Here is a 26,273-nt window from a genome sequence, read left to right on the forward strand (position 1 = left end):
CTATATCTCCACATGAAAAATTCACAAAGCCACTATCAGTAAATTTTATAGCGTTATTAACAAGATTCAGCAAAACCTGTGTTAAACGGGTAGGGTCTCCTGCTATCAATTTATTCTGTAAACCTTCTGATACCTGCAGGTTAAAATCTAAATTCTTTTCAACGGCTTTAATTTTCAAGCTAGCGTATATATTATTAACCAGGTCCGGCAAACTGAAAGGTGTATTTTCAAGCTCAACCTTTCCAGAATCCAATTTATTGAAATCTAAAATATCGTTAACAAGCATCAATAGATTTTCGGCAGAAAAATTCAATACAGATAGCATTTCTTCCTGATCTTCCCGGGGGTTTTGTTTCAGCAATACATCTGTCAAACCAATAACGCCATTTAGCGGAGTTCTGAGCTCATGCGACATGGTAGACAAGAAGTCCATCCTTGCATTAGATAATTTCTTTACATTATATATAGTCTCGTTAAGTTTCCTGTTCGTTTCATTAAGGTCGTTTTTGGTTTGGGTAAGTGTCAGAAAATTTTTACTATATGTTTTAAAGAAAAAATAGTGCAGGAAGGTAATCATAAAGAAGTCAAAAGCCAGAACGTAAATATAAACCGGCTTAATAACAACTTCGGGAGGAACTTCCAGTCTAAAATAGTATTTATCTGTAAAAGCGACATCTATAAAAACAGGCAGGATATTTATAGTAGAATAAAACCAACCCCACTTTGGTCCTTTCATGAAAAACCCCAGCGCAGATGCTAACCAAATATATTGCAATGTTGCTGCATTTATGCCTTGTACAAAAATCAATAAATTGCCCCATGCTCCTAACAAAGTCAGCAATATCAATACGGCATGAGACACCGCCCGCCATACATTAGCATAATATATAAATACGATAAATAAGGAAGAGAAAAAAAAGATTGCACTTGCTCTTATCAATTTCAGCAGCTGATAACTGTAAGAATATGCAAAAATCAATGTTAACCCAAAAATGGCATACGCAACAAGGAGATAAAATAACATACGAACCCTAGCCTGATTAATAGGATCGGTTTCTCTCTCTGTTATTGTTTTCACAAAAGTTCGTACCCAATTGGCCAATAATCTCATTATTATCCGTTTTTCATCCCAAAATTAAAATAATTTAGAAATGAACATTTTTTTATTGGATATTTTCAAATCTATATTTATTTGCAACTAATTTATGTGTATCCTTATTAACTTTGCACACTACCAATATATGAGTTTCTTTTAACAATAATATTATTACTTCTTTAATTTACACCAATTCTGCTTTTTTAACAAAAAACCCAATGACAAGCCGTAGCCATCTGTTTTTCCATTGTGTTTACTTAAGTTTTTATGGAATCCAATCACCTAAGATTTCCTGAACAGTATATTTTTTCGCTTCCTCATCGCTAAGCTGATGAGACCAGCTTACCCTATCTCTTGGTTTAAATCCTTCACCTTTATTTTTATATTCCGCATAAAAAGCCGTTTGCTTATTAGATTCCTTTCTCCAAAAATCCCATCCTTCCGGTTTTATATGTTTCCCTAAGTAACTATTGATAAAAACTGTTTTTGCATAAGGTCTCCATGGTCTTCCCAGATAATAACTGGCTCCTTCTTCTCCAATTATCTTACAATCCTTAAAAACATAACCATATTGTACAGTATCGGGTGTTGAGGCCGCGGTGATAAACGACCCGCCTTTCTTACAAAATATTTCACACCCTTGAAAATAAGCTGTAGACGAACCAAAAATAAAGTCGGTTGTCCCCTCAATATAACAGTTTTCATAAAATTGCCTGCTACCAATTCCGTAAGTATATAAGGTATCCTGAAAACCTAAAAACCTGCAATTCTTAAAGTGGATTTTATCTCCGATAACTTGAACTGCGACGGCTTGCCCTACAGGACCTGCAGCGTTTTGAAAGGTGATATTTTCGGCATAGAAACCCTCTCCATAAATATAAAAGGATGCGGAGCCAGAAGTTCCAATTTCTTCTCCAAATCTATTTTTTTTAGACGCGTAATCATCATAAGTTATTACTGTATGCTTTACACTTTCTCCTATAAATCTGACATTTCGTTTGGAACCTGGCAGGACTAGTTTCTCTTTATAAATGCCATTCTTTATAAAAATGGTAGTAGTATTCTTTCTAAAATCCGGAACAGCATTTATAGCTTCCTGAACAGTTTTGAAATCACCCTCTCCTTTTGCATCAACAACAAAATCGTACCTTACTGCAAATCCTTTAAATACAATGCAAAAGACAAACAGTATGAATAGAAATATTCTTTTTATCACTATTATTTATCTGCGTTAACAAGATATCCCGCTAATGGCGACTGTATTTTATGAAGCTCCCGGCCAACAATTTCGGCCATATACCTTGCTCCTAATTCACTGAAATGTGTATCGTCCTTCACTCCATTAGGATAGTTTGGATTTTGTTTTTCATTCAAATGAAGAAATAACAATTTAGAGTTTTCTTCCCCAAATGACTGTAACAGATTCATACTTTCCTTGCTGAGATCGATTAACGGTACCTGTAACTCTTCTGCTATGTTTCTAACCAGTTGCGCATACTCTTTATGTGTATCTACTACTTTTCCATACTCATCAAACTTTCGTCTGGCAACCGGAGTTATCAGAATAGGATTTGCTTTTTTGGCTCTGGTTTCATTAACATACCTGCGCAGATTATCCTGAAATTGTGAAGGAGTGGTTGCATTTTTTTTTGTAGGGACCTCATCATTATGCCCAAATTGAATGAGTACATAATCGTCGGCCTTAAGCGAATCTAAAACAGCATTCCACCTACCCTCGTTTATGAAAGATTTTGTACTCCTCCCATTCTGAGCTCTGTTATCTACCGTGGCATTTTGATTAAAAAACCAGGTAAATGGAACTCCCCAACCCGTTTCGGGAAATTTATTTTTTGCTTTTTGTGCAATAGTAGAATCTCCTATCAAATAAACTTTTATTTGTTTTTGTGTTGTCCCAAATGACATCAGTATAAAAGACAATGTCATTAAGATAAGTCTATTTACGTTTGCTTTTTTCATTAACCAGACTGTTTAAATAAATCTCAATATTGGTGTAGCCAGAACCTTTGACATCAAACTTTACCGCATCGCTGGCATCTTTCGGATTTAAACCATTTGCCTTTTCCCAAGAATCGGGAATCCCGTCGTTATCAGAATCTGTATATGGCGTATATTTTTTAAATGTTGGCCATGCGGTTTTAGACATTTCATAACTTGTACCATGAGGGTGTCCGCCCTGTACATCGATTATCTTTCCTTTTCCTCGAATTACGTCTTCTATCAATCTTTTGTCCAATGTATCTCTTGAGAAACTAGCGCCAACATATTTCAATATGCTTTGATATGCATCTTCTGCAGAAACATCCTGTAAGGATAATGCTTCAAAAGGTTTGTTAACCAGGACTGTATCTTTATCTTGCGGACTGGCACTCTTATCAAAATGTACTCCTAAAATATTATTTTTACTTGTCTGCGTATCTCCATACATAAAATTCCCTGCTACATAAAATTTCCCGTATGCTTTATTTTTACCGGGTTTAGTTGGATTTAGAATTCGGGATTTCACAGATTTCGATGTATTTGGTCCCGGTTTATAATAGTTATTTACAATATTATAAAAACCACCTTCTCCACCATAAACATTATTATGCCGCCAGTTATAAATTACATTATTACGGAAATCTACCAATTCGTCAGAAGCACCTAATCTGGCTCCGTTAAACCGCGGAGTCCTGCTTACACAATGAGCAAAAAGGTTATGATGTGCAGAAAGCGCACTACCACCCCAAATCCCTCCGTAACCATGGTTCTCGAAATCTTTATCCCCTTCTTCAAAATGATAAGAATAATTTAAAGGTTCGGCTATTAGATTCCACTGAAATGTAGTACTATCTCCGCCATAGATAGACATTACCTCGTCCGTACTCCAGCTTAAGCTACAGTGGTCTACAATAATATTTTTCTTCCTCGATCCACTTAGTGCATCATCTGAACCGGCCCCGTCTATCATACCCTTATTTTGATAGCGGTCTCCCATTCTTATTCTCATATAACGCATAATAATATTATCTCCGGACAAAGAGACGGGGTAGTCTGCAATACAGATTCCATCGCCCGGCGCCGACTGGCCTGCTATCGTTGCATTTTTACTAACATTCAATCTGGAATTTAGATGAATTGTTCCTGATACGTTGAATACTATTATCCTCGGATGTTTGGCCTCCGCTGCTTCCCTAAAACTTCCCGGTCCGGAATCGTTAAGATTACTTACGATATAAACTTTTCCACCGCGCCCCCCTTTTGTGAATTTACCAAATCCTTCCGCTCCTGGAAATGCTAAAGTCTGAGCCTGCGACAAATGTGTTAAAAGTAAAAACAAATAAGTGGAAATAACTCCTTTCATTAACCTCATATATTATTTAAATAAAACAACATAAGCCCAAAAATTCAGGCTTATGTTAATTGGTTTATTATTTATTGGATTTGCTTTTCTGTTATTTCTTTAACTATACTGTTGATGTAAACTTCGATATTATCATAAGCTGTACTTAAATCTCTACCGCTCGCATTTGCCTTATTAGGATCGAGTTTGTTTGCTATCTCCCAATCATCTGGCATTCCATCGCCATCTGTATCTTTTGGTGCTGGTAATGAGTTTAGTACCGGCCAGCTTCCAACGTCTTTTTGTGTATCTATAATACCAGGTAATTTTGACACACTTCCAGTGAAAGTAGCTGTTCCGTCTTTCACCTCTTTACAAATTCTTATATCTACGGCATCTCTCTTATAACTAGCTCCAACATAAAGCAACACTGCATTATATGCCTGCACTGCTGTGTGATTAGAAAGTTGCTCCGAAGGGAAAGGAGTAATTTTTTGTGCCATTTCCTTTGTTATCCCCGAATCGAAATCCATTCCTCCGTTCCAATTATCATTACTTATGGTAGCGTTTCCATCTACATAATTACCTGCAACATAAAATGTCCCATAACCCGGAGCAAAATCACCGGGATTTGCTGCTCCAGTAGGATCATCCTTAGAAACCTGCATAATACGTCTATTTATCTTGGACGGTGTCGCTGGTCCGGCTTTATAATAATTGTTTACAATATTATATTCCCCGTTTTCACCGCCATACGCACTGTTTCCACTCCAGTTATAGATTACATTATTTCTGTAATCGACCTTATCAATTCCAAATTTACCTATACCTGTCCCACTTCCCTTGCTATATCTTTTTCCTCCATCGAACCTTGGATTTCTACTGGTATGGTGAGCCAACAAATTGTGATGGAAAGTTGCCGGACTTCCTCCCCAGATTCCTCCATAACCATGCGCCCCTTTTGAGTGTCCCGAATTAGTCATACTTTCTGAGACAATACACCACTGCAGAGTGAAATTTTTATTATGATAGAAAGAAGCAGCCTCATCTATAGACCAGCTCATAGAACAGTGATCTATCATTATATTTTCTAAGTCCCTTCCTCCTATCGCATCACTCTCTATAGTTGCCACATTGGTATCTCCGAGTCTAAAACGCATATACCTAATAATGACATTATTTGCCGCAATGTTAACCTCGTAGTCTTGTATACAAATACCATCTCCCGGAGCTGTCTGGCCTGCAATTGTAACATCTCCATTTTTTATTTGTAACCTGCTTTTGAGTTTAATATTTCCCGAAACTTCAAAAATAATAATACGTTTTCCACTTTGGTTGATGGCATCCCTTAAACTCCCTGTTCCAGTATCGTTTAAATTGGTTACTTTAATAACCTTTCCGCCCCGACCACCGGTCGTATTCCTTCCCCAACCTTCTGCTCCCGGAAAGGCATAAGCTGTTTCTTCGATTGGTTTTGGGGTGTTTGAGTTATCTCCATTGTCAGGAATTTCGGTTATATCCTCATCTTTTGCAGATGGCTTATCTTTTTTGCACCCTAATGCCGAGAAAAAACTCAACAATGCAAAAACTACAAATGTCTTTTTCATATTCATTTTAGAAAATCACTTAAATGTGTAGTAATCACAATTTATTACCACACATTTAAATGACTATAGTTTATTATCTCCACCTTGGATCACCTGCGGAGGATTTACCTGCAAAACTTGCATCTTTAATAGTAAAGTCTGCATTTGTTGGATTTACGAATAAATCTGTTGACGATTGCGAGTAATTTGTAATCCCAGCAAATGTTCCACTTGCCACTACATAATCTGACGTCTGGTAGCTGTTGGAAACCTTATAAGTAGAAGCCATCCTTATTCCGTTAGAAGTCGGAAATTTGGTCTTTGATAATATAACATTATTTATGGCTGTAGAGGCTACATTTTGCGAACCATAGTCTATTAAATATCTAGTCTCGCGGCTTACGTCGTATATTGTACAATTTTCAACCAATAAGCTACTTGCTCCAACTCCTGTATGCAATACTAAACCTAAACCAATATTATAAAATGTCGAATTGGTTATGGATATATTATCTACTAAACCAGTAGCTACATTCGTATGAATAAAAGCATAATTTTGTGATGGCGCAAGATTGCTGACAATACAGTGATCAATTACCAATTTCTTAATTGTTTTAACACCTGTAGCCTGTAATCTTATTGGAGTGTTTGCATATCCGTTAATATTACAGTTTTCAAATATCAGGTTTTCCAAAACTGCTGCGTTTGATTGATTAATTATATACTGGGAAGAACTTCCATCAAAACTAATATTTTGAAATTTTATATCACCTAAAGCTCCCGGAAGAGAGAAACCTGTGCCCGCTGTTTTCAATGTTGGTTTGTTTGGCCCTTCTTGACCAAATATTGTTATCGAAACGCCATTTGGAATTGCTATAGTTCCCGAAGCAATAAACGTACTTCCCTGAGGTAAAACAAATACATCTCCATTGCTTGCTCCTTCTATCGCGAGTTTAATATCATCTCCTACATTTAGCTGTTTTACTGTACCTATAGGCACTTTCAATTTGGTTGTGAATGTTCTAATTCCTTTATCGGCATTATTGTCATAAATAACCACATCATACGTAGTCGCTGGTGTTAAACCGGTAATAACTTTTTCGCCATCTGTCAATTCTGAAGCAGAAAGATTAACCCTATCTCCATTAATAGTTAGATGAGTTACTTGCTTAGAGACATCCCAACGAACAGTTACCTGATCAGACAATATATCTTGGTATTTAATTACCTCTAAATATTGGACTCCTGTTATCCTAAACTTCTTTGATACACTCCATTTAGATTCTTCTTTATTCACTTCAGCATTAGCTTTAATTCTTGCGTAAAAATCTGTCCTAACACTAATCTGTTCATCGGTAATAGTTATACTGTTTGTTTCCGTTTGAAAGGTATATTCGGGACCATTCGCAAACAACTCATCCTTAGACAATTCAACGGTATAAGTGGTAGCAGCAGTAGCGTTTTTTACTTTTTCCCAATTTAATGTTATCGCTGTTTGTTGACTATTATCTATTGTAATTTCCAGAACCGAAAAATTCCTACTGTAATTTATAGAAGTAATTTCTTCCATCTTATCACTACAAGAATATGTAGAAGCAATAAGTCCTGTCAATAAAAGACCTACTAACTTTTTATTAAGATATTTTAGGTTATTCATATATAATACCTCCGTTAGTTAAAATTCCGTTTGAGTTATCAAGAAAATATTGAAATATTGGCCAATATTGTTGTAAATTTGGATCTCTTCTATAAAGACAATTCCAATATTCTTCACCAGGTATATCAGAACTACTTGACAATCTCCAGTTAGTATTTTGAGTATAATTTGCAGTGCCAAAAACATCTGTGTGGCCTTTTTCCAGACCATAAATTTCAAGTGACTCTCCGTCCGGGAGTGTTTTGTAATAAACCTTAGTTGGATAATCTGCATACTTTCCTGTTCTGGCTTCCAACGCTTGTAATTTAGTATTTGCTTCAACTAGTTTTTCGGACAATTTACCCCATCTAATTAAATCGGCCTTTCTTAACATCTCGCCACAGAATTCCAAAGCTCTTTCATGCATAATTGCGTCTTTGAAATTACCAGAATTAAGGCTGCTCATATAGGCAGTAACCATCTCTGGATTATTAGGATAAGCTCTATCTCTGATTTCCTGTAAATATTTCTTTGCATTTCCTAAATCATCTAATTCAAAATAAGCCTCGGATAGCATCAATAAAATATCCGCATAACGCATATACATCCAATTCATTCCGTCATCAGAAGTATTCAATAGGCTTAAATCCCGCTTCATCCACTCATATCTATATTTCCCGTAATACAAGGCAGTTGCAGAAGAAATAACTTGTTTACCTCCGTCCCAACGATAAGGAACTACACTTACGTTCCTTCTCACATCTTCTTTATCATATTCATACCACATTAAGGGATTTGGTCCTAAACTTCCTCCGCCCGCATAGCCCGTATATTTATCTGTTGTAACGTGTCTTACGGAATACGCAGACATAATTAGCCCTGTACCTGTTTTGAATGGAATTTCCCACATCGACTCTAAACCTGCGACTCCAGTTTCTTCCATTAGTGTTTTGAAAACCTCTTCAAATCCCAGTAACCTGTTTACTTTTTGATCGTAAATACTTTGGCATTCGTCCCTTACAATTTCATATAATTTTCGAGGTTCCATATCCGGATCGTCTGTTCTACCCGTAGAGCCGTCTGGTCTTTGTGAAACCCCGGCTGCATACAATGCAATTCTCGCTCGCAATCCTTTAGCAAAGGACTTACTGATACGTTCTACACTTTTAGTTTTTTCAGATGCATTTGGCCATGGTAAATATTGCTGAGCCTCTGCCAAATCAGCCAATAGCTGTTTGTAAATTACGTACTTATCTGTCCTGGGAAGATTAATAGTTGCGGTAGTAATAGGCTCAAACCTTGCTGGAACATCTCCCCATGCTTTTGTCAGTTCACTGTACATTACAGCTCTTACAGTCAAGAATTCCCCTAATAGCTGCGCCATAGTAGAGTTAGTAGCCAGATCATTATACTTTTTTATAGACTGAATGGCAATATTAGCTCTTTCAATCCCCTGATACATCATAGCCCAGGTATCATTTTGTTGGTTCAAATTAGAATTACCGGTATTAGTTTTGTAATTAACTAATTTAGTTCTATCGTCGGTCAAATTCTTCAAAGATAGGTATACATCTACATCCGTATTTACACCATAGTACGCAAGATATCTTGATCTATGAGAATTGGTTTCCATGAAGCTTTGTACAACACCTGTATAGGCTCCTTCTGCCAATACGGGTGTCGTAAAAATAACAGAGGCATCCAATGAAGATTGAGTTTTTTCCTCTAAAAAGTCCTTCTTACATGATGAGAACACCAATGTAAAAGACATGAATATTATTATTTTTTTTCTTAACATAGCCTGAATAAATTAAAACGACACATTTAACCCGAACACGAAATTTCTACTTTTTGGATAAGCGGAGTAATCTACACCCGGCGTAAGAGGAGTCTTTCTTCTTGTCGACACCTCAGGATCGAACCCTGAGTAGTTAGTTACCTTAAACAAATTATAACCAGAAACATAGAATCTAAGTTTATCCATTTTCACACGTTGAGAAATATTTTTTGGTAAGGTATAACCCAGAGTTAAGGTTGTTAGTCTTAAGAAAGAACCATCTTCAACTGCCCAGTCACTGAACACAAACTTGTCCATTACCGGTGACCAAAGCGTTGTATTGGCATTCATGGCTTCTAGTTCTGCAGCATCATTACTGATCGTTCCATCCGCCCTCAAATTTGTCCATCTGCTACCAGAGGCCATTTCACTTATCATGTTTCTATTAGCATATCTACTGGTAGTGGTATACTCAATTTTATTCGCATTATAGATATCGTTACCATAGCTCCATGTAAAATAAGTGCCTATGTCAAAATTGTAAATTCTTGAAGTAATAGAAAAACCACCTATATGCTTTGGTGTCGCATTGCCTATGATCGTCCTGTCACCATCAGGGGTTATAGTTTTATCGCCATCTAAATCTTTTAGCTTCATAGCTCCCGGTCTCACTGTACCAATAACACCACTTGCGTTTGCAACGCCATTTTTTAATACCCAGGCAGTTCCATTATAAGTTTCAAAATCAGAAACTTCGTATCTGCCATCACTAATATATCCGAACATTGAGCCTGTAGCCTGACCAACAACAGCTTGAAAATCCTGATTAATCTCTGTAGAAGCCCACCCTGTTGTAACCATTGAGCCATTTATGGCCTCTAACCCTCCTAAACTTGTAATTTTATTTTTATTGAACGCAATATTGGCATTGAATGTCAAATCAAAATTCTTTTTATTAAGAGCGTTATAATTTACAGAAAACTCAAGTCCCTTATTTTCTGTGTCACCCAGATTTCTGTATTGATTTTCATAACCAGTACCTGCAACAGGGAATAAAATCAACAAATCTTTTGTCGTATTTTTATATGCTTCCGCTGTTATATTAAGCTTAGTTCTTAAAAGAGAAATATCTAATCCGATATTTCGTGTAATTGTGGTCTCCCATTTCAAATCCGGATTAGCCATTACCTTAGAAGGAGCCCATAAACTCGCTTCTCCATTAACATAAATATTCTGATTGGAAACGGCGTATTCTTGCAATATTTGTCCGGCAGGAATTCTATTATTTCCTGACGCACCATAACTCAATCTCAATTTTAAATCATTTAACCAGCCTTTGGAAGATTCCATAAAGGATTCATCTGAAACTCTCCACGCAGCACCAACAGACGGGAAATATCCCCAGCGGTTACCTTCTGAAAATTTAGAAGAACCATCTGCTCTAAATGCAACGTTGAGTAAATATTTACCTTTATAATTATAACTGGCCCTTGTAAAATATGAAAGCAATTTTTCATTCGGAGAAAAGAAGTTATTGCTTGCGTATGCAAGTCCCTGTCCGGATAAACGTCTTGCATCATCAAATGAGAACGAAACTGGGAATCCCACATTCTCTTTAGAGAACACATTTTCTTTTGTTAAAATATACTCATGCCCTATTAACCATGACACGCTATGATCTTTAGGCAATATTTTTTTAAAATCGTAATTAAGCGTATTGGTATTTCGTAATGTATTTCTATATGTATTTGCAGCTGCAAGAATTGGATTTCCCTGATATCTGGCATCGCTAATATTAGTTGAATAATATGTAGTTACTCCATAAAATCTGTCTTGCATATTTCTATAATCATCGTATCCTACTTCAGAACGGAATTTCAGTTCTTTAAAAATTTGATAATTTATAGCTGCATTTAAGTTATACTGTTTTCTTGTAATCAATTGATCGTTGTCAGCAAGAGACACCAACGGATTATATAAGCTAAGCTCTGATTCATCTTCATTAGAAGCATTTTCATCCCGGACAGTTAAACCTGGTACTGGAATAGACGGATAAATGATAGCATGTTTTAATCTAGAGTCTGCAGAAGATTTTTCATTTACTTCTGTAGCCCCTGCTCCGTTAATTTTAGTATCAGCAAATCTCAAACCCAGATCAATAGTTAAATTATTATATAGCTTGTGATTCAATTTAAAGTTTAGGTTCTGTCTTTGGTATTTTGACAACGCCATAATAGCTCTTTCTTTTACCAGATTGTGGGAAACAGAATATTTGGTTTTATCTGTCCCACCACTAATACTTAAATTTTGATTATAGGTAGTACCGGTTTCTCCAAAAACAATGTCCTGCCAGTCATTACCTGTAATACCTTTGTACAAATCTATATCCTGAAAATTCCCAAAATAGTCTACATAGCTACTGGTATCTCTTTTCAACAAAGCCCTTTCATATTGTATCAAAGCATAGTCGTAAGGAGATAACACATCCAACTTATCGGCTAATTTTTTTATCCCTGTAAATGCATTGAAGTTAATATTAGTTTTTCCTACAACCCCAGACTTAGTAGTAACAATTACAACTCCATTAGCCCCGCGGGACCCGTAAATTGCTGTTGAGGATGCGTCCTTCAATACATCAATAGATTCAATATCATTTGGAGCAATGTCCGCAATAGAATTAACCGGAAATCCATCTACTATAAAAAGTGGACTATTATCTTGCGTGATAGATCCACCTCCCCTTATTCTTACTGTCATTTCTGCTTCCGGTGAACCTTCTGTGGAAGTAATTCGCACTCCGGAAACCCTTCCTGCTAAAGCCTCTAACGCTGATGACACTGGCGCAGCGGCAATAGTCTCCGCATTAACCGACGCTACGGCTCCGGTTAAATCTTTCTTCTGTACCGTACCATAACCAATAGCCACCACTTCGTTCAATAGCGTAGCTTCCTGCTCCAGTACGACATTTAATGTGTTCTGATTTCCTACCGTAATTTCTTTAGTTTTAAAGCCGATGTATCGAAAAACCAACACCGCATTTTCCCCAGACACATTCAGCGTAAACTTTCCATCTACGTTAGTTTGAGTTCCTGTTGTCGAGTTTTTAATAGCTACACCAACTCCAGGCAACGGTTCGCCTGTGTCGTCTTTAACAACACCTGTAATTTGCCGGTTTTGTGCAAACAACACACTTATAGACATCACCGTAAAAGTCAATAAGAGTAAAACTTTTCTAATCATAACCGTTATTATTTTAGCTTATAGATTTCGCCTATAACACACTTCTGTTTAATCTTCTGTATTTTATTTTAGTGATTGTGGTTACAGTCTGAATCAATTGGTTTTAGCAATTGTAGCTAGTTTTTAAGCAAAAAAGAAAGATATATCCGAAAAAAAATACGCAATCGTTGCCGGCATCGATACCGGGACAGTACAGGATAGTGAAACCTATTAGTTACCATTAAAGATTAATTTATTTCCTTTTATATCCATTTATTATGTCGTTTTAGCTTTATTAATATTTATATAAAGATATTTTGCGACCTAATAACCAATTTTACTATCTTCATACCTAATTTAAGACCACAAATAGGACACACCGCAATGACAGAAGGCTTAAACAAAGACAAACCAAGTGTAAGGTTGAGAGCTTTCAGGGCTATAGACGATCCCCAGACCTGTGAAAAATTCATCGAAGGACATACACAAGTTCTAAGTAATATAGGAATCACCAAAGTAACTTCTTCCCGTCACGACTGGATGTATAATCCCGCTGCTTTTGTAATGGTTGTAGAATCACTTGATGGCGATAAAGTTTATGGAGGAGCAAGAGTTCATGTTGCCGGAGGCAACCAGCCATTACCCATTGAAGAAGCAACTGCTGCACTAGATCCAAAAATATTTGACCTCATTTGGCAATACGCTCAACATGGAACCGGAGAGCTGTGTGGATTATGGAATTCCAGAGAAATAGCAGGGCATGGCATAGGAAGCATTTTTTTAATCCGGGTTGCTGCAGCAATTTCTTATCAGATAGGAATACAGTCGCTATTTGCTTTGTGTGCTCCTTACACCATAAAACCCGGCGAAGCGGTAGGAATGGAATTAGAACCAAACGTTGGCAATAATGGCACCTTTTACTACCCTAAACTTGATCTGGTTGCTACTACTATGGTTTTAAAAGATGTACCAACACTAAGTAAAGCACATCCGGAAGATAAAGACGCTATTATTAAAATCAGAGAGAATCTTGATATCGTTAGAACAGAAGTATTGAGAAATAAAGAAATTGAGATTGATTATAAGACCAAAATTCCAAATCTCAATAATTGGGATTTAAATGCTGTGATACAAAACGCACAAATCAATTACCAAAACAATAAAGTACATCTTTGATTAAGCTGACAATTAATGACAAAATCTAATCATGGAGATATTCTCCAAACAATATACAGGCCGCAGTTCTATAATAGTGTTTCCAATAAACAGGAGCTGCAGAAATTAATCAGCGAAAACCCGTCTATTTTTATAAGAGATGAAATATATGGACAGTTAAAAGAACTGATCAAGATCAAAAATCCATCTGTAAAATTAAGTGAAAATGATTATTCCAAACTAATTGAAGAACATTTAAACGGTCTGACCCTGGAGGAATATGGTTTTTGGATTTTTTATCCGTGGAATAACCATTTGGTGCATTTACTCAAAAAAGATGAGTTTATTACAGTAAGAACAAACCGGAATAAATATAAAATAACATCTGCAGAACAGGATCTACTTGAAAAGAAAAGAATTGGCATAATAGGTCTTTCAGTAGGACAATCTATAGCATTAACAATTGCTATGGAACGCATTTGCGGATGCTTAAAATTAGCCGATTTTGACACCGCAGAACTTTCTAATTTAAACAGAATAAGAACCGGAGTACAGAATCTGGGACTTAAAAAAACAGTTATTGCTGCCCGGGAAATAGCGGAAATAGACCCATACCTTGAGGTAGAAATCTTCAATAACGGGCTTGAAAGTAAAAACTTTGATGAATTCTTCTTAAAAGACGGAAAACTTGATTTACTGGTTGAGGTTTGTGATGGTTTAGATATAAAAATAGAAAGCAGGTTTAAAGCCAGAGAATTAGGCATACCCGTCATTATGGAAACCAATGATAGAGGAATGCTGGATGTTGAACGTTTTGACCTAAATCCGACATTACCCATATTACATGGTCTAGCAGAGGGTTTGAACCCATCAACAATCAAAGGCTTAAGCAATGAAGACAAAGTTCCCTATATTTTAAAAATTGTAGGAGCCGACACCATATCCAATCGACTAAAAGCTTCTATGGTTGAAGTTGAACAGACCATCAATACATGGCCTCAGCTTGCCTCTTCAGTGGTTTTGGGTGGCGCTGTCACTACGGATGTTTCCAGAAGAATTTTATTGGGATCTTTTACCGATTCCGGAAGATACTATATTGATCTGGAAGATCTTGTAAAGAACAAACAAGTACCTGGCAAAGAGAAACACTTAAAGCGATTAAATCCTTTCGTCCCTTTCTCAAAAACCGATGCTTTAGAAATTATATCCAAGTACAATACTTTTAGCAATAGTATTAACCCGGGAGATGAAATAATTAATAAAATGATTGAAAGTGCCTGCTTAGCTCCATCTACAGGTAATGATCAACCATGGAAATGGCTATACGACAATGGTACTCTGTTTCTGTTTCATGATGAACACAGATCATTCTCATTCGGAGATTACCAAAACATAGCTTCCTTACTAACATTTGGTGCTGCGTATGAAAATTTGAAGATAACTGCTTTAAAAAACGGTTATAATACCTCTTATGAATTCAGACCTGTTCCAAATGACAAAAGGTTAATAGCCGCTATTAAGTTCCATAATAGCATAGCTATGGATGACCAAAAGTATATCTCTCTTTATGACGCTATTTATAAAAGACATACTAACAGAAATCTTTCATCGCCGCCAATATTATCAGATATAATATATACACAACTAACAGAAATGGCAGAATCTATACCTTCTGCTAAAATAAAATGGTTTAAAGACAAGAAAGAACTTGATACTCTTGCAAAAGTTATAGGTGCCTGCGATAGAATACGTTTACTTAATGAAGAGGGACATGATGATTTTGTCAATCATGAAATGCGTTGGACGCCAGAAGAAGCAGAATCAAAAAAAGATGGTATAGACGTACAAACTCTTGGTTTAAGCAATTCACAATTAGCAGCTTTAGGTATTATAAAAAGCCCTGAGACCATACAAGAAATAAATTACATTGATGGAGGAAAAGGTTTAGAGGTAATTGCTAAAAAAAGTGTAAACTCGGCTTCGGCGATAGCATTAATCACTCTTCCTAAATATTCCCCAATAAACTTTTTTGAGGGAGGTCGTTCACTAGAACGTTTTTGGCTAATGGCAACGCAACTAGGGCTCGCAGTGCATCCACTCATTTCTCCACTGTATATATTCCCAAGAATTGTTCACGGAAACGGAGAAAGTTTAACTCAAAAAAATATCGAAGAGTTAAAGGTTTTAAGAGAAGATTTCAAAGAATTAACTGGTGTTGAAGACCATGAAGCAGAAGTTTTCCTTGTAAAAATATCCGTAGCAGAAGAGCCTAAAGTAAAAAGTTTTAGATTACCAGTTCATGAAGTTCTTTTTTAAAATAGTATTTGCAATTGCCTTTCTGTTGATAGAAACCGGCAATTCTTTTGCAAACACACCTATTGTTTTCGAAGGCGAAAATTTAATTATAGGAAAATACTTGCATATATACGAAGACAAAACCGAACGTTTATCAATAGATAAGGTTCAGGGAATGGCTTTTGAACAATCTACGGTACAAACTCCAAATTTAAAGCTGAATAAGTCTGATTTTTGGATAAAATTTACGGTAAAGAACAATAGCGACTCTGAAAACCTTCTGCTAATGATAGACTATCCTTCGTTAGACAAATGTGAGTTATATACACAAATAGAAGATGGTTTTACCAAACAGACCATAAGCGATACAAGCAGATTTTCAGAAAGAAAATACAACCATCAAAGTTTCATATTCGACATAAAAATTCCAACAGACAGTTCGATAAACTATTATTTAAAAGTTAATAGCAGTGAACAAATGATACTTCCTGTGGTATTAGGAACCCCTAAAGACATTGCCGAAAAACTTTTAAGACATGATTTGTTTTGGGGAATATGGATAGGAATTGTGCTGGTTATGATTTTTTATAATTTGTTCCTATTCTTATCAACCAAAGATAAAAGTTATTTATACTATGTTCTGTATACCGCTTTTATTTCGCTTACCCAGACATCATTATCCGGATATACTTATAGATTTATTTTTTACAACACCCCAGATTTATACAATAAAGCATTAGTTATTTTTCCTGGTTTAGCAGGTATTTTTGCTGTATTATTTGTAAAATCTTTCCTTATTACCAAACAAAAAGCGCCATTTCTAAATAAGCTTTTTGTACCTATATTAATTTTGTATGCCAGTGCTATCATCTTAAGGATTTTTAACTATGATATAGCCAGTTACAGAATGATAGACTATGCAGCGCTATCTATTTCTTTACTTATTTATACAACAGCTATAAAAATATCTCTTCAGGGATACCGCCCTGCAAGATATTTTTTATTAGCCTGGACCATGTTTCTACTTGGACTTATAATGTTCTCTTTGCGTAATCTTGAGCTGGTCCCAGACAATATGTTTACCAACTACACCATGCAAATTGGGATTGCATTCGAAGTTGCTTTACTATCATTAGCTCTGGCCGATAAAATCAATATATTAAAGAAAGAGAAAGAAGAATCTCAGGCTCAGGCGCTACAGGCGGCAATGGAAAATGAAAGAATTATCAAAGAGCAAAATATTGTCTTAGAACAAAGAGTGAACGAAAGAACTGCCGAGTTAAAAGAAGCTAATGAGGAACTCACTATAACCTTAGAAGATTTAAAACAGACACAATCTCAACTAGTCGCGGCAGAGAAGATGGCTTCCCTGGGTCAGCTTACTGCCGGAATAGCACATGAAATTAATAATCCTATCAATTTCGTGACCTCCAATGTATCTCCATTGCAAAGGGATGTAAAAATGCTTATACAAACCATCGAAACATACGAAGAAATGATCTTCTCTGATCAGGATACCGAAGAGAAACGCCAGCAAATAGAAGAGCATAAAGAAGATCTTGATTATGACTATCTTAAAATTGAAATTGATCATCTTTTAAAAGGTATTAATGAAGGGGCGAGCAGAACGGCAGAAATTGTAAAAGGCTTGCGTATATTCTCAAGAGTAGATGAAGACGACTTAAAAATGGCCAATATTCTTGAAGGCTTAGATTCTACTCTTGTCATTATGAATAGCCTTATCAATTCAAGTAATATCAGTGTAAACAGACATTACGAAGAAAATATTCCGCAAGTTGAATGTTATCCAGGAAAACTGAACCAGGTTTTTCTAAATATCATATCCAATTCCATATATGCTATTAACCAGGTGCATAAAAATAATGGTAACGGAAATATCGATATATCCGTAAAAGCAGAGAATGACACGATTATTATCGATATGAAAGACAATGGCTGCGGAATAGCAAAACACAATCTAACCAAAATATTTGACCCGTTTTTTACCACAAAAGATGTAGGCGAAGGTACCGGACTTGGTATGTCTATTGCGTATAATACTATTAAAAAGCACAACGGGAATATTGAGCTTTTTAGCGAAGTGGCTAAAGGTACCTTAATCAGGATTACGCTTCCTGTAAAGCAAAATGCTGTTTCATCGCAAACGACCTAAATACTGGTAAATGGTAGACAAAATTAAAGTTCTGTATTTGGATGATGAAATCAACAATCTGGTTGGTTTTAAAGCCTTATTACGATTTGACTATAAAGTTTTCTGCGTACAGACTGCTGAGGAAGCTTCCCTGTGTTTAGAGAAAAATCCAGATATCAAGGTAATTTTTTGTGATCAGAGAATGCCCCATAAAACCGGGGTACAATTCTTTGAGGAAATAAGGAGCCTGCATCCATTACCTATAAGAATTCTGATTACCGGCTTTTCTGATATTGAAGCTGTTATAGATGCCATTAATAAAGGTCACGTTTTCAGATATGTAAAAAAGCCATGGCTGGATGCCGATATTTTAACGGCGATAGAAGAGGCCAATAAGTTTTATTTAGCAAACTCTTTTTTAAAATCTAAAAACGAGGAACTTGAGAAAGCCTATCAGGAACTGGATAAGTTTGCTTATAGCGTAAGCCACGACCTTAGGGGACCTTTAGTTGGAATTTCCGGGGGTATTAACCTGGCATTAAACACACAGGATATTAACGAAATCAAAGAGATTTTGGGAATGATGAACAAATCTGTTGAAAAACTGGATAATTTCATCTTAAATATGCATGATTACTATAGCCTGGAACGAGGTACGCTTACTATTTCGGACATCGACTTTCAGGAAATTGTGAAAGAAATGTCAGACATATTTGAAATCTATGCTAAAACAGCAAAAATAAATTTCAATGTAAATTTAGAACAGAACGAACCCTTCTGGAACGATAGCGTATCCATAAAACTAATTATAAATAACCTGTTATCTAACGCTTTTAAATATCAGATTCCCACCAGAGACAATAAATTTGTAAATCTTAGTATTAAGGTAAAAAAAGGCGAAGCCACAGTTATAGTAGAAGATAACGGATATGGTATAGACAATAAATATAAGACAGAAATTTTCAATTTATTTTTCAGAGCGCATCATCAGGCAACTGGCTCTGGTTTTGGCTTATTTAATTTAAAAAGCGCATTGACCAAACTGAATGGACAAATAGATGTCGAGTCTGAAATAAATGTTGGTTCTAAGTTTACTGTAAAAATTCCCCATAAATAAATTATCAATATGATCCCATTATCGTTCATCATAGTAGACGACAGAGAGTTGGATTGCTTTATTGCAGAGAAACTCATTGAAAAGGCCGATAAAAATAGTTTGGTAAAATGTTTTTATGAAGCTAATTCTTGCCTGGAGTATATTAAAAACAATGAAGTTTCTACAGAAACTATCATTTTATTAGATATCATGATGCCTGTAATGACTGGTTTTGATTTCCTTGAAGTGTTCGAGCGGCTAGAGTGGGAGAAAAAGAAATGGTACAAAATTGTGCCAATTACCACTTCTTTAAATAAAAGCGAAATACAGCGGATTAGCACCTATCCTTCTGTACTAAAAGTTTTGCAAAAGCCGTATTCTGTGGACGCTTTAAAGCATATAATAGAATTGGCGACTTCTTAAGAAAGCAATTTTTGCCTTAACATAAATTCCAGTTGATCATTAGATGTTTCCAATTTCTTATTAAGTTCATCTAATTCGCGCTTCTTTTTTAAGGCTTCATATGCATTTTTAATAGTAGTATGCATTTCTTCCTCATCCCAGGGCTTAGCCAGATAATGATAAATTTTACCTCTGTTAACCGCATCTATTACCGCAGACATGTCTGCATAACCAGTTAACAAAATACGCATCGGTTCCGGATCTTTTTCAATTACCATTTCCAGAAATTCTACTCCTGTCATGTTTGGCATCCGTTGGTCAGTAATAATGATATCGATCTTTTGTTTATCTAAAATCTGGAGTGCTTCTTCCCCGCTTATAGCGGTAAAGATCTTATATTCCATTCTAAAATTGGCTTTGAAGGAAATCAAGTTATTTTCCTCATCATCCACATACAACACTTTAATTTTATCTGCCATAAGACCACATTTATTACAATAATATAAGTAAAACTATCAAATACCGTACAAAATTATGTATTATTTTTATTTGTGGATTGTCTTTCTACCAAAAGCGGCTCCAAAATTATATGTTCTATCTTATCGTAAGGATTTTTTTTCTTAATCATTTTAAGGAACATCTTCGCACACTCTGCTCCCATCTTATTGGCCTGTTGATCTATTGTAGATAAATTAGGGGTAATAAATGCCGAAAAAGTCTCATTTGCAAATCCCATAACCCCAATTTGTGGAGGTGTTAAATCCTGTTCCTTTAATTTTTTGATAACTCCCAGTGCTGTAAAGTCATCTCCAGCAATAATGGCATCCGGCACTTGTCTTGACCTCAGCAACTTTCCCGCACCGAAACGACCATCTTTGATAGAAAGCCCACCAAAAACCACATTACCTTCAACATAAGGCAGGCTATTATCTTTTAAAGCCTTTTTATAGCCTTCAAAACGTTCATTAAAAATTTTAATTTGGTGATTAGTAGTCACAAAACCTATATTCCTATAACCCTGATCTACTAAATGCTTTGTAGCAATGTAACCTGCATCGAAGTCGTTTATGGTAACCGAAGGTGCATCAATATCTTGATGTGTCCTATCGAAAAGAATTAACGGTTTATGTTGTTTTATAACATCTGTAAAATGAGAAACATCTTCAGTTTCCAAAGACATGGAGGCAATAATCCCGTCTACCTGAGCCTCCAACAAAGTTTTCACGCCATTAATTTCGTTTTCTAATGACTCATTAGATTGGTAAAGCAGCACCCTATACCCTGCTCCCTTCAAAGTTTGTTCTACACTATGGATTACCGAAGCAAAAAAATGCACTTGCGTACTAGGCACAATAACACCGATTGTTTGAGTTCTTCCCGATTTAAGAGAAGACGCCAATTTATTTGGACTGTAATTTAATTTTTTTGCAGTCTCCAAAACAGCTTTCCGCGTAGCTTCACTAATGGTCGAAAACCCGTTCAGCGCCCTCGAAACAGTGGAAACAGTTACGTTTAGCTCCTTGGCTATATCGTAAATAGTTGTTTTCTTTTTCAATACTTAAAGTAAATAAAATTCTATGAAACTTTGGCAATTGAAAAATTAATTATACTTTTATGCAACCGGTTGCACACCGGTATTATTAAACAATTATAATAATATGCTTTTTTTAGGTATAGACTTAGGGACGTCTTCTATTAAAGTCTCTGTTGTAGAAGCCGACTCGCAAAAAACGTTATGCTCGGTACAGTATCCTGAAACTGAAGAGGAAATTATATCTCCGAGGGCTGGATGGGCCGAACAAGATCCGGAAAGGTGGTGGATAAACACCAGACAAGCTATACAAAAAGCGCATGCTACTCAAAAATATAATCCGTTAGATATCGTGGCTATTGGGATTGCTTATCAAATGCATGGTCTTGTTGTTGTTGACAAAGAACAGCAATCCCTTAGAAATTCTATTATTTGGTGCGATAGCAGAGCTATAGAAATTGGCAACAAAGCGTTTGATGTTATAGGGAAATCTTACAACCTGCAGCATCATTTAAACTCTCCGGGTAATTTTACAGCTTCAAAACTATCCTGGGTAAAAGAAAATGAAACTCATACCTATAAGCAGGTTCATAAGGTTATGCTCCCCGGAGATTTTATTGCTGCAAAACTAACAGGTGAAATCACTTCTAGTATCAGCTCATTATCAGAAGGGGTTTTTTGGGATTTTCAAAACAATCGATTGTCTGAATCTATACTCAATTACTTTGGTTTCGACGAATCGTTATTTCCGGAGATTAAACCTGTATTTTCTGAACATGGACAGATCCAACCTGTTATTGCTCACGAGCTTGGACTTTCCTCTCAGGTTCGGGTAACTTACAAAGCCGGTGATCAACCAAACAATGCATTGTCTCTAAATGTGCTGGAACCTGGCGAAGTAGCCTCTACCGCCGGAACATCTGGTGTAATTTATGGCATAAGCGACCAATTAGTTTACGATAATGAATCCCGCATAAATACTTTTGCACATGTCAATTACTTACCAGATAAGATACGAACGGGTATACTTCTATGTATAAACGGAACAGGTATTTTATATAGTTGGGCCAAAAAATTGCTGGCTAAAGAACTTTCTTATTCCGAAATGAATAAAATAGCTCAGTCTATTAGCAGTGGTAGCAACGGTTTAAGAATCTTACCTTTTGGAAATGGTGCAGAAAGAATGTTAAATAATAAACTGATAGGCGCTCATTTAGCCAACATTGACTTTAACCAACATAGCACCGCACACATCCTAAAAGCCATACAGGAAGGAATAGCATTTTCATTCAGATACGGGTTGGATATCATGAAAGAGAACGGATTAATCCCTAAAATCATTAAAGCCGGAAATTCTAATCTATTCCTTAGTGAAGTCTTTCAGAAAGATTATGTGAATGCAACGCAAATACCTGTAGAACTTTACGAAAATGATGGAAGTGTTGGCGCTGCTTTAGGTGCAGGAATTGGCTCTGGATATTATAAAACTCCGTCAGAAGCATTTAAAAATATCAGGAAAATAAAAACAATAGAGCCTCAGGAAACCGAAGTATATGAGGAAATCTATCAGGAATGGAAAGAATTGTTAAACGAAAAATTAAAAACAACATAAAATGTCAATAATTACAGGAGAAACCGAATTTTTTAAAGGAATTGGAAAAATTCAATATGAAGGGAAAGAGTCTAAAAATCCACTAGCATTCAGATGGTATGATGAAAATAGGATTGTACAAGGCAAATCAATGAAAGATCATTTCAAATTTGCTTGTGCTTACTGGCATTCATTCTGTGGAAATGGTGGAGATCCTTTCGGTGAGCCAACACATCTTTTTCCTTGGGATGTAAAAAAAGATCCTATAGAAAGAGCAAAAGATAAAATGGACGCCGCTTTTGAGTTCATTACAAAAATGAATATCCCATATTACTGTTTCCACGACGTGGATGTGGTTGATTACGGGACAGACATTATTGAAAACGAAAGAAGATTACAGGCGCTGGTAGAATATGCTCAACAAAAGCAAAAAGAAAGCGGTGTAAAACTACTTTGGGGAACAGCTAATCTATTCTCTAACAGAAGATACATGAATGGTGCTATCACTAATCCGGACTTTCATGTGCTAACTCATGGAGCTGCGCAAGTTAAAGCTGCAATTGATGCTACTATCACGTTAAATGGCGAAAACTATGTCTTTTGGGGTGGAAGAGAAGGCTATATGTCGTTGTTGAATACAGACATGAAACGTGAGAAAGAGCATTTTGCTAAATTCTTACATACAGTAAAAGACTACGCCAGGAAAAATGGTTTCAAAGGAACTTTCTTTATTGAACCTAAGCCTTGTGAACCATCTAAGCATCAATACGATTATGATGCTGAGACCGTTATTGGTTTCTTAAGACAATATGATTTATTAAACGATTTTAAATTAAATCTGGAGGTTAACCATGCAACACTTGCAGGACATACCTTCCAACACGAATTACAAGTTGCGGTTGATGCCGGTTTGTTAGGTTCTATAGATGCCAACAGAGGTGATTATCAAAACGGATGGGATACAGACCAATTCCCTAACAACATCAACGAATTGGTTGAATCTATGCTGATCATCATTGCTGGAGGCGGTTTGCAAGGTGGTGGCGTAAACTTCGATGCAAAAATCAGAAGAAACTCTACTGATCCTAAAGATTTATTTTATGCCCATATCGGTGGCATGGACATTTTTGCTAAGGCACTCCTTGTAGCAGACGAAATTCTCTCATCATCTGATTACAACCAAATCAGAACAGAAAGATATGCTTCATTTGATACCGGCAAAGGAAAAGAATTTGAGGAGGGCAAATTGACTTTAGAAGACTTAAGAGCTTATGCCATCAGTAATGGTGAGCCTAAATTGAAAAGTGGCAGACAAGAATTTTTAGAAAACCTTATTAATAATTATATTTTTTGATAAATTCGGTCCTTCCAAACCAAACTAAATAATAGATGAATACACTTCACACGTCAGATTACATTGTATTTCTGATCTATTTCCTGATCGTAGCGGGTTACGGTCTATGGATTTACAACCGAAAAAAAGCAGAGAGCGCAAGTTCCAAAGATTATTTTTTAGCAGAAGGTTCGCTTACCTGGTGGGCTATTGGTGCGTCCTTAATTGCATCTAACATTTCTGCTGAGCAGTTTATTGGGATGAGCGGATCGGGCTTTACATTAGGGCTTGCAATTGCAGCTTATGAATGGATGGCTGCCGCAACGTTGATTATTGTGGCTATATTTTTCATTCCGGTATATCTTAAGAATAAGATATTTACCATGCCTCAATTCCTAAACCAGCGTTACAATGGAACAGTAGCCATGATTATGGCTGTTTTCTGGTTATTACTTTACGTGGTCGTGAATTTAACATCTATCCTTTATCTGGGAGCATTGGCGATTACCAGTATATCAGGCTTAGACCTTACGCTATGTATGTATGCCCTCGCTATTTTCTCTATCATTATCACTTTAGGAGGGATGAAGGTTATCGGATTTACAGACGTTATTCAGGTATTCTTCTTAATCCTTGGTGGATTAATCACTACTTACCTTGCATTAAATTTGGTATCAGATGCACACGGAGTACAGGGCACACTTAATGGGTTTACCATTCTAACTAAAGAAGCACCAGATCATTTTCATATGATTTTCGACAAAACAAGTCCACATTACTTAGATGTTCCGGGTTTGACTATGTTAGTCGGAGGTTTATGGATTGTGAATCTGAACTATTGGGGATGTAATCAATATATCACTCAAAGAGCTTTAGGAGCCGATTTAAAAACTGCAAGAAATGGTATTTTATTCGCTGCATTTCTAAAAATGTTAATGCCTATTATTGTGGTATTGCCAGGTATTGCGGCATTTGTTCTATATCAAAAAGGATTTTTCCATGCAGAAATGATGCAGGCTGGAGAAACCAATCCGGACAAAGCTTATCCTGTGTTGTTGAATTTGCTTCCGACCGGATTAAAAGGTTTATCTTTCGCTGCATTAACGGCAGCAATTGTGGCTTCTCTTGCTGGTAAAGCAAATAGTATTGCTACCATTTTCACACTGGATGTTTACAAGAAAAAGCTAAACGAAAATGCTTCGGAAGCTAATCTGGTAAAAGTTGGAAAGATTACCGTTATCGTTTCCATGATATTGGCGGTTATTATTGCACCTTACTTAGGAATAGATAAAAAAGGTGGTTTCCAATATATTCAGGAGTATACGGGTTTCGTTTCTCCGGGTATTTTCGCCATGTTTATATTGGGATTCTTTTGGAAGAAAGCGACTTCTAATGCTGCTTTATTTGCAACAATTGGAGGATTTTTACTATCCGTATTCTTTAAGGTATTACCTACCATGATGGATCTTTCTTTCCTTTACGATTTTGGTTTTGCGGTAAAAAGTGCTTCTTCTGGCCTATACGAAATTCCTTTCTTAGATAGAATGGGTTTTGTATTTATCATCTGTATCGCAGGTATGATTATCATTTCACTTATCGATAATAAACGAGGTGTCGTTCCTCAAGGTTTAGAAGTTGATACCAAAATGTTTAATGCCCACCCTGCTTTCGTTGTAGGTTCATTAATTATTATATTAATGCTGGTAGCGTTATACTCTGTATACTGGTAAAAAAACAAGTTCATTATAAAAACAAGAGAGCCGATTGGAAAATTCTAATCGGCTCTTTTTATTTGATGTCTTATGCGGAATATTATAATTTATATTCAAAATCTTTGTCCTACCACACCATACATTTAGAGAGACTACCGAACAGATTAGCCTCTATGTGACCACTTAAGTCAAGCTTCCCAATTCATTGCACTAGCTCAAAATAATATATAAAGCTATTATCATGCTGGCGGCAGGAAGCATCTCATCATTAGAAATGATTTATAAGATTTTTCCCGACCGCGCGATTGACATTTTTATATGAATCACTGATAATAAGCCTTTAATTCTTCTT

18 protein-coding genes are annotated in these 26,273 nt (G+C 36.1%); 8 read left to right on the top strand and 10 right to left on the bottom strand.

Features of this window, described 5'->3' with window-relative positions:
- From ABWO41_RS02395 to ABWO41_RS02430, 8 genes are all read right to left on the bottom strand, one after another.
- Positions 1-1,078 (bottom strand): histidine kinase dimerization/phospho-acceptor domain-containing protein (locus tag ABWO41_RS02395; protein WP_353132862.1); only part of this gene is annotated, 1,078 nt, incomplete at its 3' end.
- Positions 1,079-1,361: 283 nt separating this feature from the next.
- Entirely contained in the window at positions 1,362-2,312 is a 951-nt protein-coding gene (locus tag ABWO41_RS02400) for a pectinesterase family protein (RefSeq protein WP_353132865.1), read from the bottom strand.
- Between the two features lie 2 nt (positions 2,313-2,314).
- The gene (locus tag ABWO41_RS02405; protein ID WP_353132868.1) at positions 2,315-3,073 is read right to left on the bottom strand and encodes a rhamnogalacturonan acetylesterase; all 759 of its coding nucleotides are present in this window, start codon (positions 3,071-3,073) and stop codon (positions 2,315-2,317) included.
- The gene (locus ABWO41_RS02410) at positions 3,051-4,466 is read right to left on the bottom strand and encodes a pectate lyase (RefSeq protein ID WP_353132871.1); all 1,416 of its coding nucleotides are present in this window, start codon (positions 4,464-4,466) and stop codon (positions 3,051-3,053) included. The genes ABWO41_RS02405 and ABWO41_RS02410 overlap by 23 nt, the downstream gene beginning before the upstream one ends.
- Positions 4,467-4,528: 62 nt before the next feature.
- Complete coding sequence (locus ABWO41_RS02415; RefSeq protein ID WP_353132874.1) at positions 4,529-6,043, bottom strand: pectate lyase; 1,515 nt, start codon at positions 6,041-6,043, stop codon at positions 4,529-4,531.
- Between the two features lie 73 nt (positions 6,044-6,116).
- A complete protein-coding gene (locus ABWO41_RS02420) occupies positions 6,117-7,679 on the bottom strand; it encodes a DUF5123 domain-containing protein (protein ID WP_353132877.1) in 1,563 nt (520 codons plus the stop codon).
- Positions 7,672-9,429 carry a RagB/SusD family nutrient uptake outer membrane protein gene (locus ABWO41_RS02425; RefSeq protein WP_353132880.1) on the bottom strand — a complete coding sequence of 586 codons (1,758 nt, stop codon included), beginning with the start codon at positions 9,427-9,429 and terminating at the stop codon, positions 7,672-7,674. Before ABWO41_RS02425 ends, ABWO41_RS02420 begins: the two co-directional genes overlap by 8 nt.
- Before the next feature lie 39 nt (positions 9,430-9,468).
- Positions 9,469-12,675 carry a SusC/RagA family TonB-linked outer membrane protein gene (locus tag ABWO41_RS02430; RefSeq protein WP_353132883.1) on the bottom strand — a complete coding sequence of 1,069 codons (3,207 nt, stop codon included), beginning with the start codon at positions 12,673-12,675 and terminating at the stop codon, positions 9,469-9,471.
- A 363-nt stretch (positions 12,676-13,038) separates the two neighbouring features.
- Here ABWO41_RS02430 and ABWO41_RS02435 point away from each other — a divergent pair, with 363 nt between their 5' ends.
- Genes ABWO41_RS02435 through ABWO41_RS02455 form a run of 5 tightly spaced genes read left to right on the top strand, consistent with a single transcriptional unit; the run spans position 13,039 to position 19,775 of the window.
- Positions 13,039-13,830 (top strand): hypothetical protein, encoded by a 792-nt coding sequence (locus tag ABWO41_RS02435; RefSeq protein ID WP_353132886.1) that lies wholly within the window; start codon positions 13,039-13,041, stop codon positions 13,828-13,830.
- 15 nt (positions 13,831-13,845) lie between these two features.
- Positions 13,846-16,125 carry an Rv1355c family protein gene (locus ABWO41_RS02440; protein WP_353132889.1) on the top strand — a complete coding sequence of 760 codons (2,280 nt, stop codon included), beginning with the start codon at positions 13,846-13,848 and terminating at the stop codon, positions 16,123-16,125.
- Positions 16,109-18,277: a sensor histidine kinase gene (locus tag ABWO41_RS02445; protein WP_353132892.1), complete on the top strand. Its 2,169-nt coding sequence runs from the start codon at positions 16,109-16,111 to the stop codon at positions 18,275-18,277. Before ABWO41_RS02440 ends, ABWO41_RS02445 begins: the two co-directional genes overlap by 17 nt.
- Before the next feature lie 10 nt (positions 18,278-18,287).
- Positions 18,288-19,373 carry a hybrid sensor histidine kinase/response regulator gene (locus tag ABWO41_RS02450; RefSeq protein WP_353132895.1) on the top strand — a complete coding sequence of 362 codons (1,086 nt, stop codon included), beginning with the start codon at positions 18,288-18,290 and terminating at the stop codon, positions 19,371-19,373.
- Between the two features lie 9 nt (positions 19,374-19,382).
- A complete protein-coding gene (locus ABWO41_RS02455) occupies positions 19,383-19,775 on the top strand; it encodes a response regulator (RefSeq protein ID WP_353132898.1) in 393 nt (130 codons plus the stop codon).
- On the opposite strand, the gene ABWO41_RS02460 is transcribed toward ABWO41_RS02455, so the two are convergent.
- Positions 19,772-20,233 (bottom strand): response regulator, encoded by a 462-nt coding sequence (locus ABWO41_RS02460; protein WP_353132901.1) that lies wholly within the window; start codon positions 20,231-20,233, stop codon positions 19,772-19,774. The genes ABWO41_RS02455 and ABWO41_RS02460 overlap by 4 nt on opposite strands.
- 53 nt (positions 20,234-20,286) lie before the next feature.
- Positions 20,287-21,309, bottom strand: a complete 1,023-nt coding sequence (locus tag ABWO41_RS02465) for a LacI family DNA-binding transcriptional regulator (RefSeq protein ID WP_353132904.1) — start codon at positions 21,307-21,309, stop codon at positions 20,287-20,289.
- 103 nt (positions 21,310-21,412) lie between these two features.
- Between ABWO41_RS02465 and ABWO41_RS02470 the strand changes: the two genes are divergently transcribed.
- From ABWO41_RS02470 to ABWO41_RS02480, 3 genes are read left to right on the top strand one after another with little or no spacing between them, the layout of a single operon-like run.
- The gene (locus tag ABWO41_RS02470) at positions 21,413-22,897 is read left to right on the top strand and encodes a xylulokinase (protein ID WP_353132907.1); all 1,485 of its coding nucleotides are present in this window, start codon (positions 21,413-21,415) and stop codon (positions 22,895-22,897) included.
- Position 22,898: 1 nt separating this feature from the next.
- Positions 22,899-24,230: a xylose isomerase gene (gene xylA / locus ABWO41_RS02475; protein WP_353132910.1), complete on the top strand. Its 1,332-nt coding sequence runs from the start codon at positions 22,899-22,901 to the stop codon at positions 24,228-24,230.
- 35 nt (positions 24,231-24,265) lie between these two features.
- Complete coding sequence (locus tag ABWO41_RS02480) at positions 24,266-25,939, top strand: sodium/sugar symporter (RefSeq protein WP_353132913.1); 1,674 nt, start codon at positions 24,266-24,268, stop codon at positions 25,937-25,939.
- The last annotated feature ends 334 nt before the right edge of the window (positions 25,940-26,273 follow it).

It is taken from the genome of Pseudopedobacter sp. (assembly GCF_040392825.1).
Taxonomy (GTDB): Bacteria; Bacteroidota; Bacteroidia; order Sphingobacteriales; family Sphingobacteriaceae; genus Pseudopedobacter.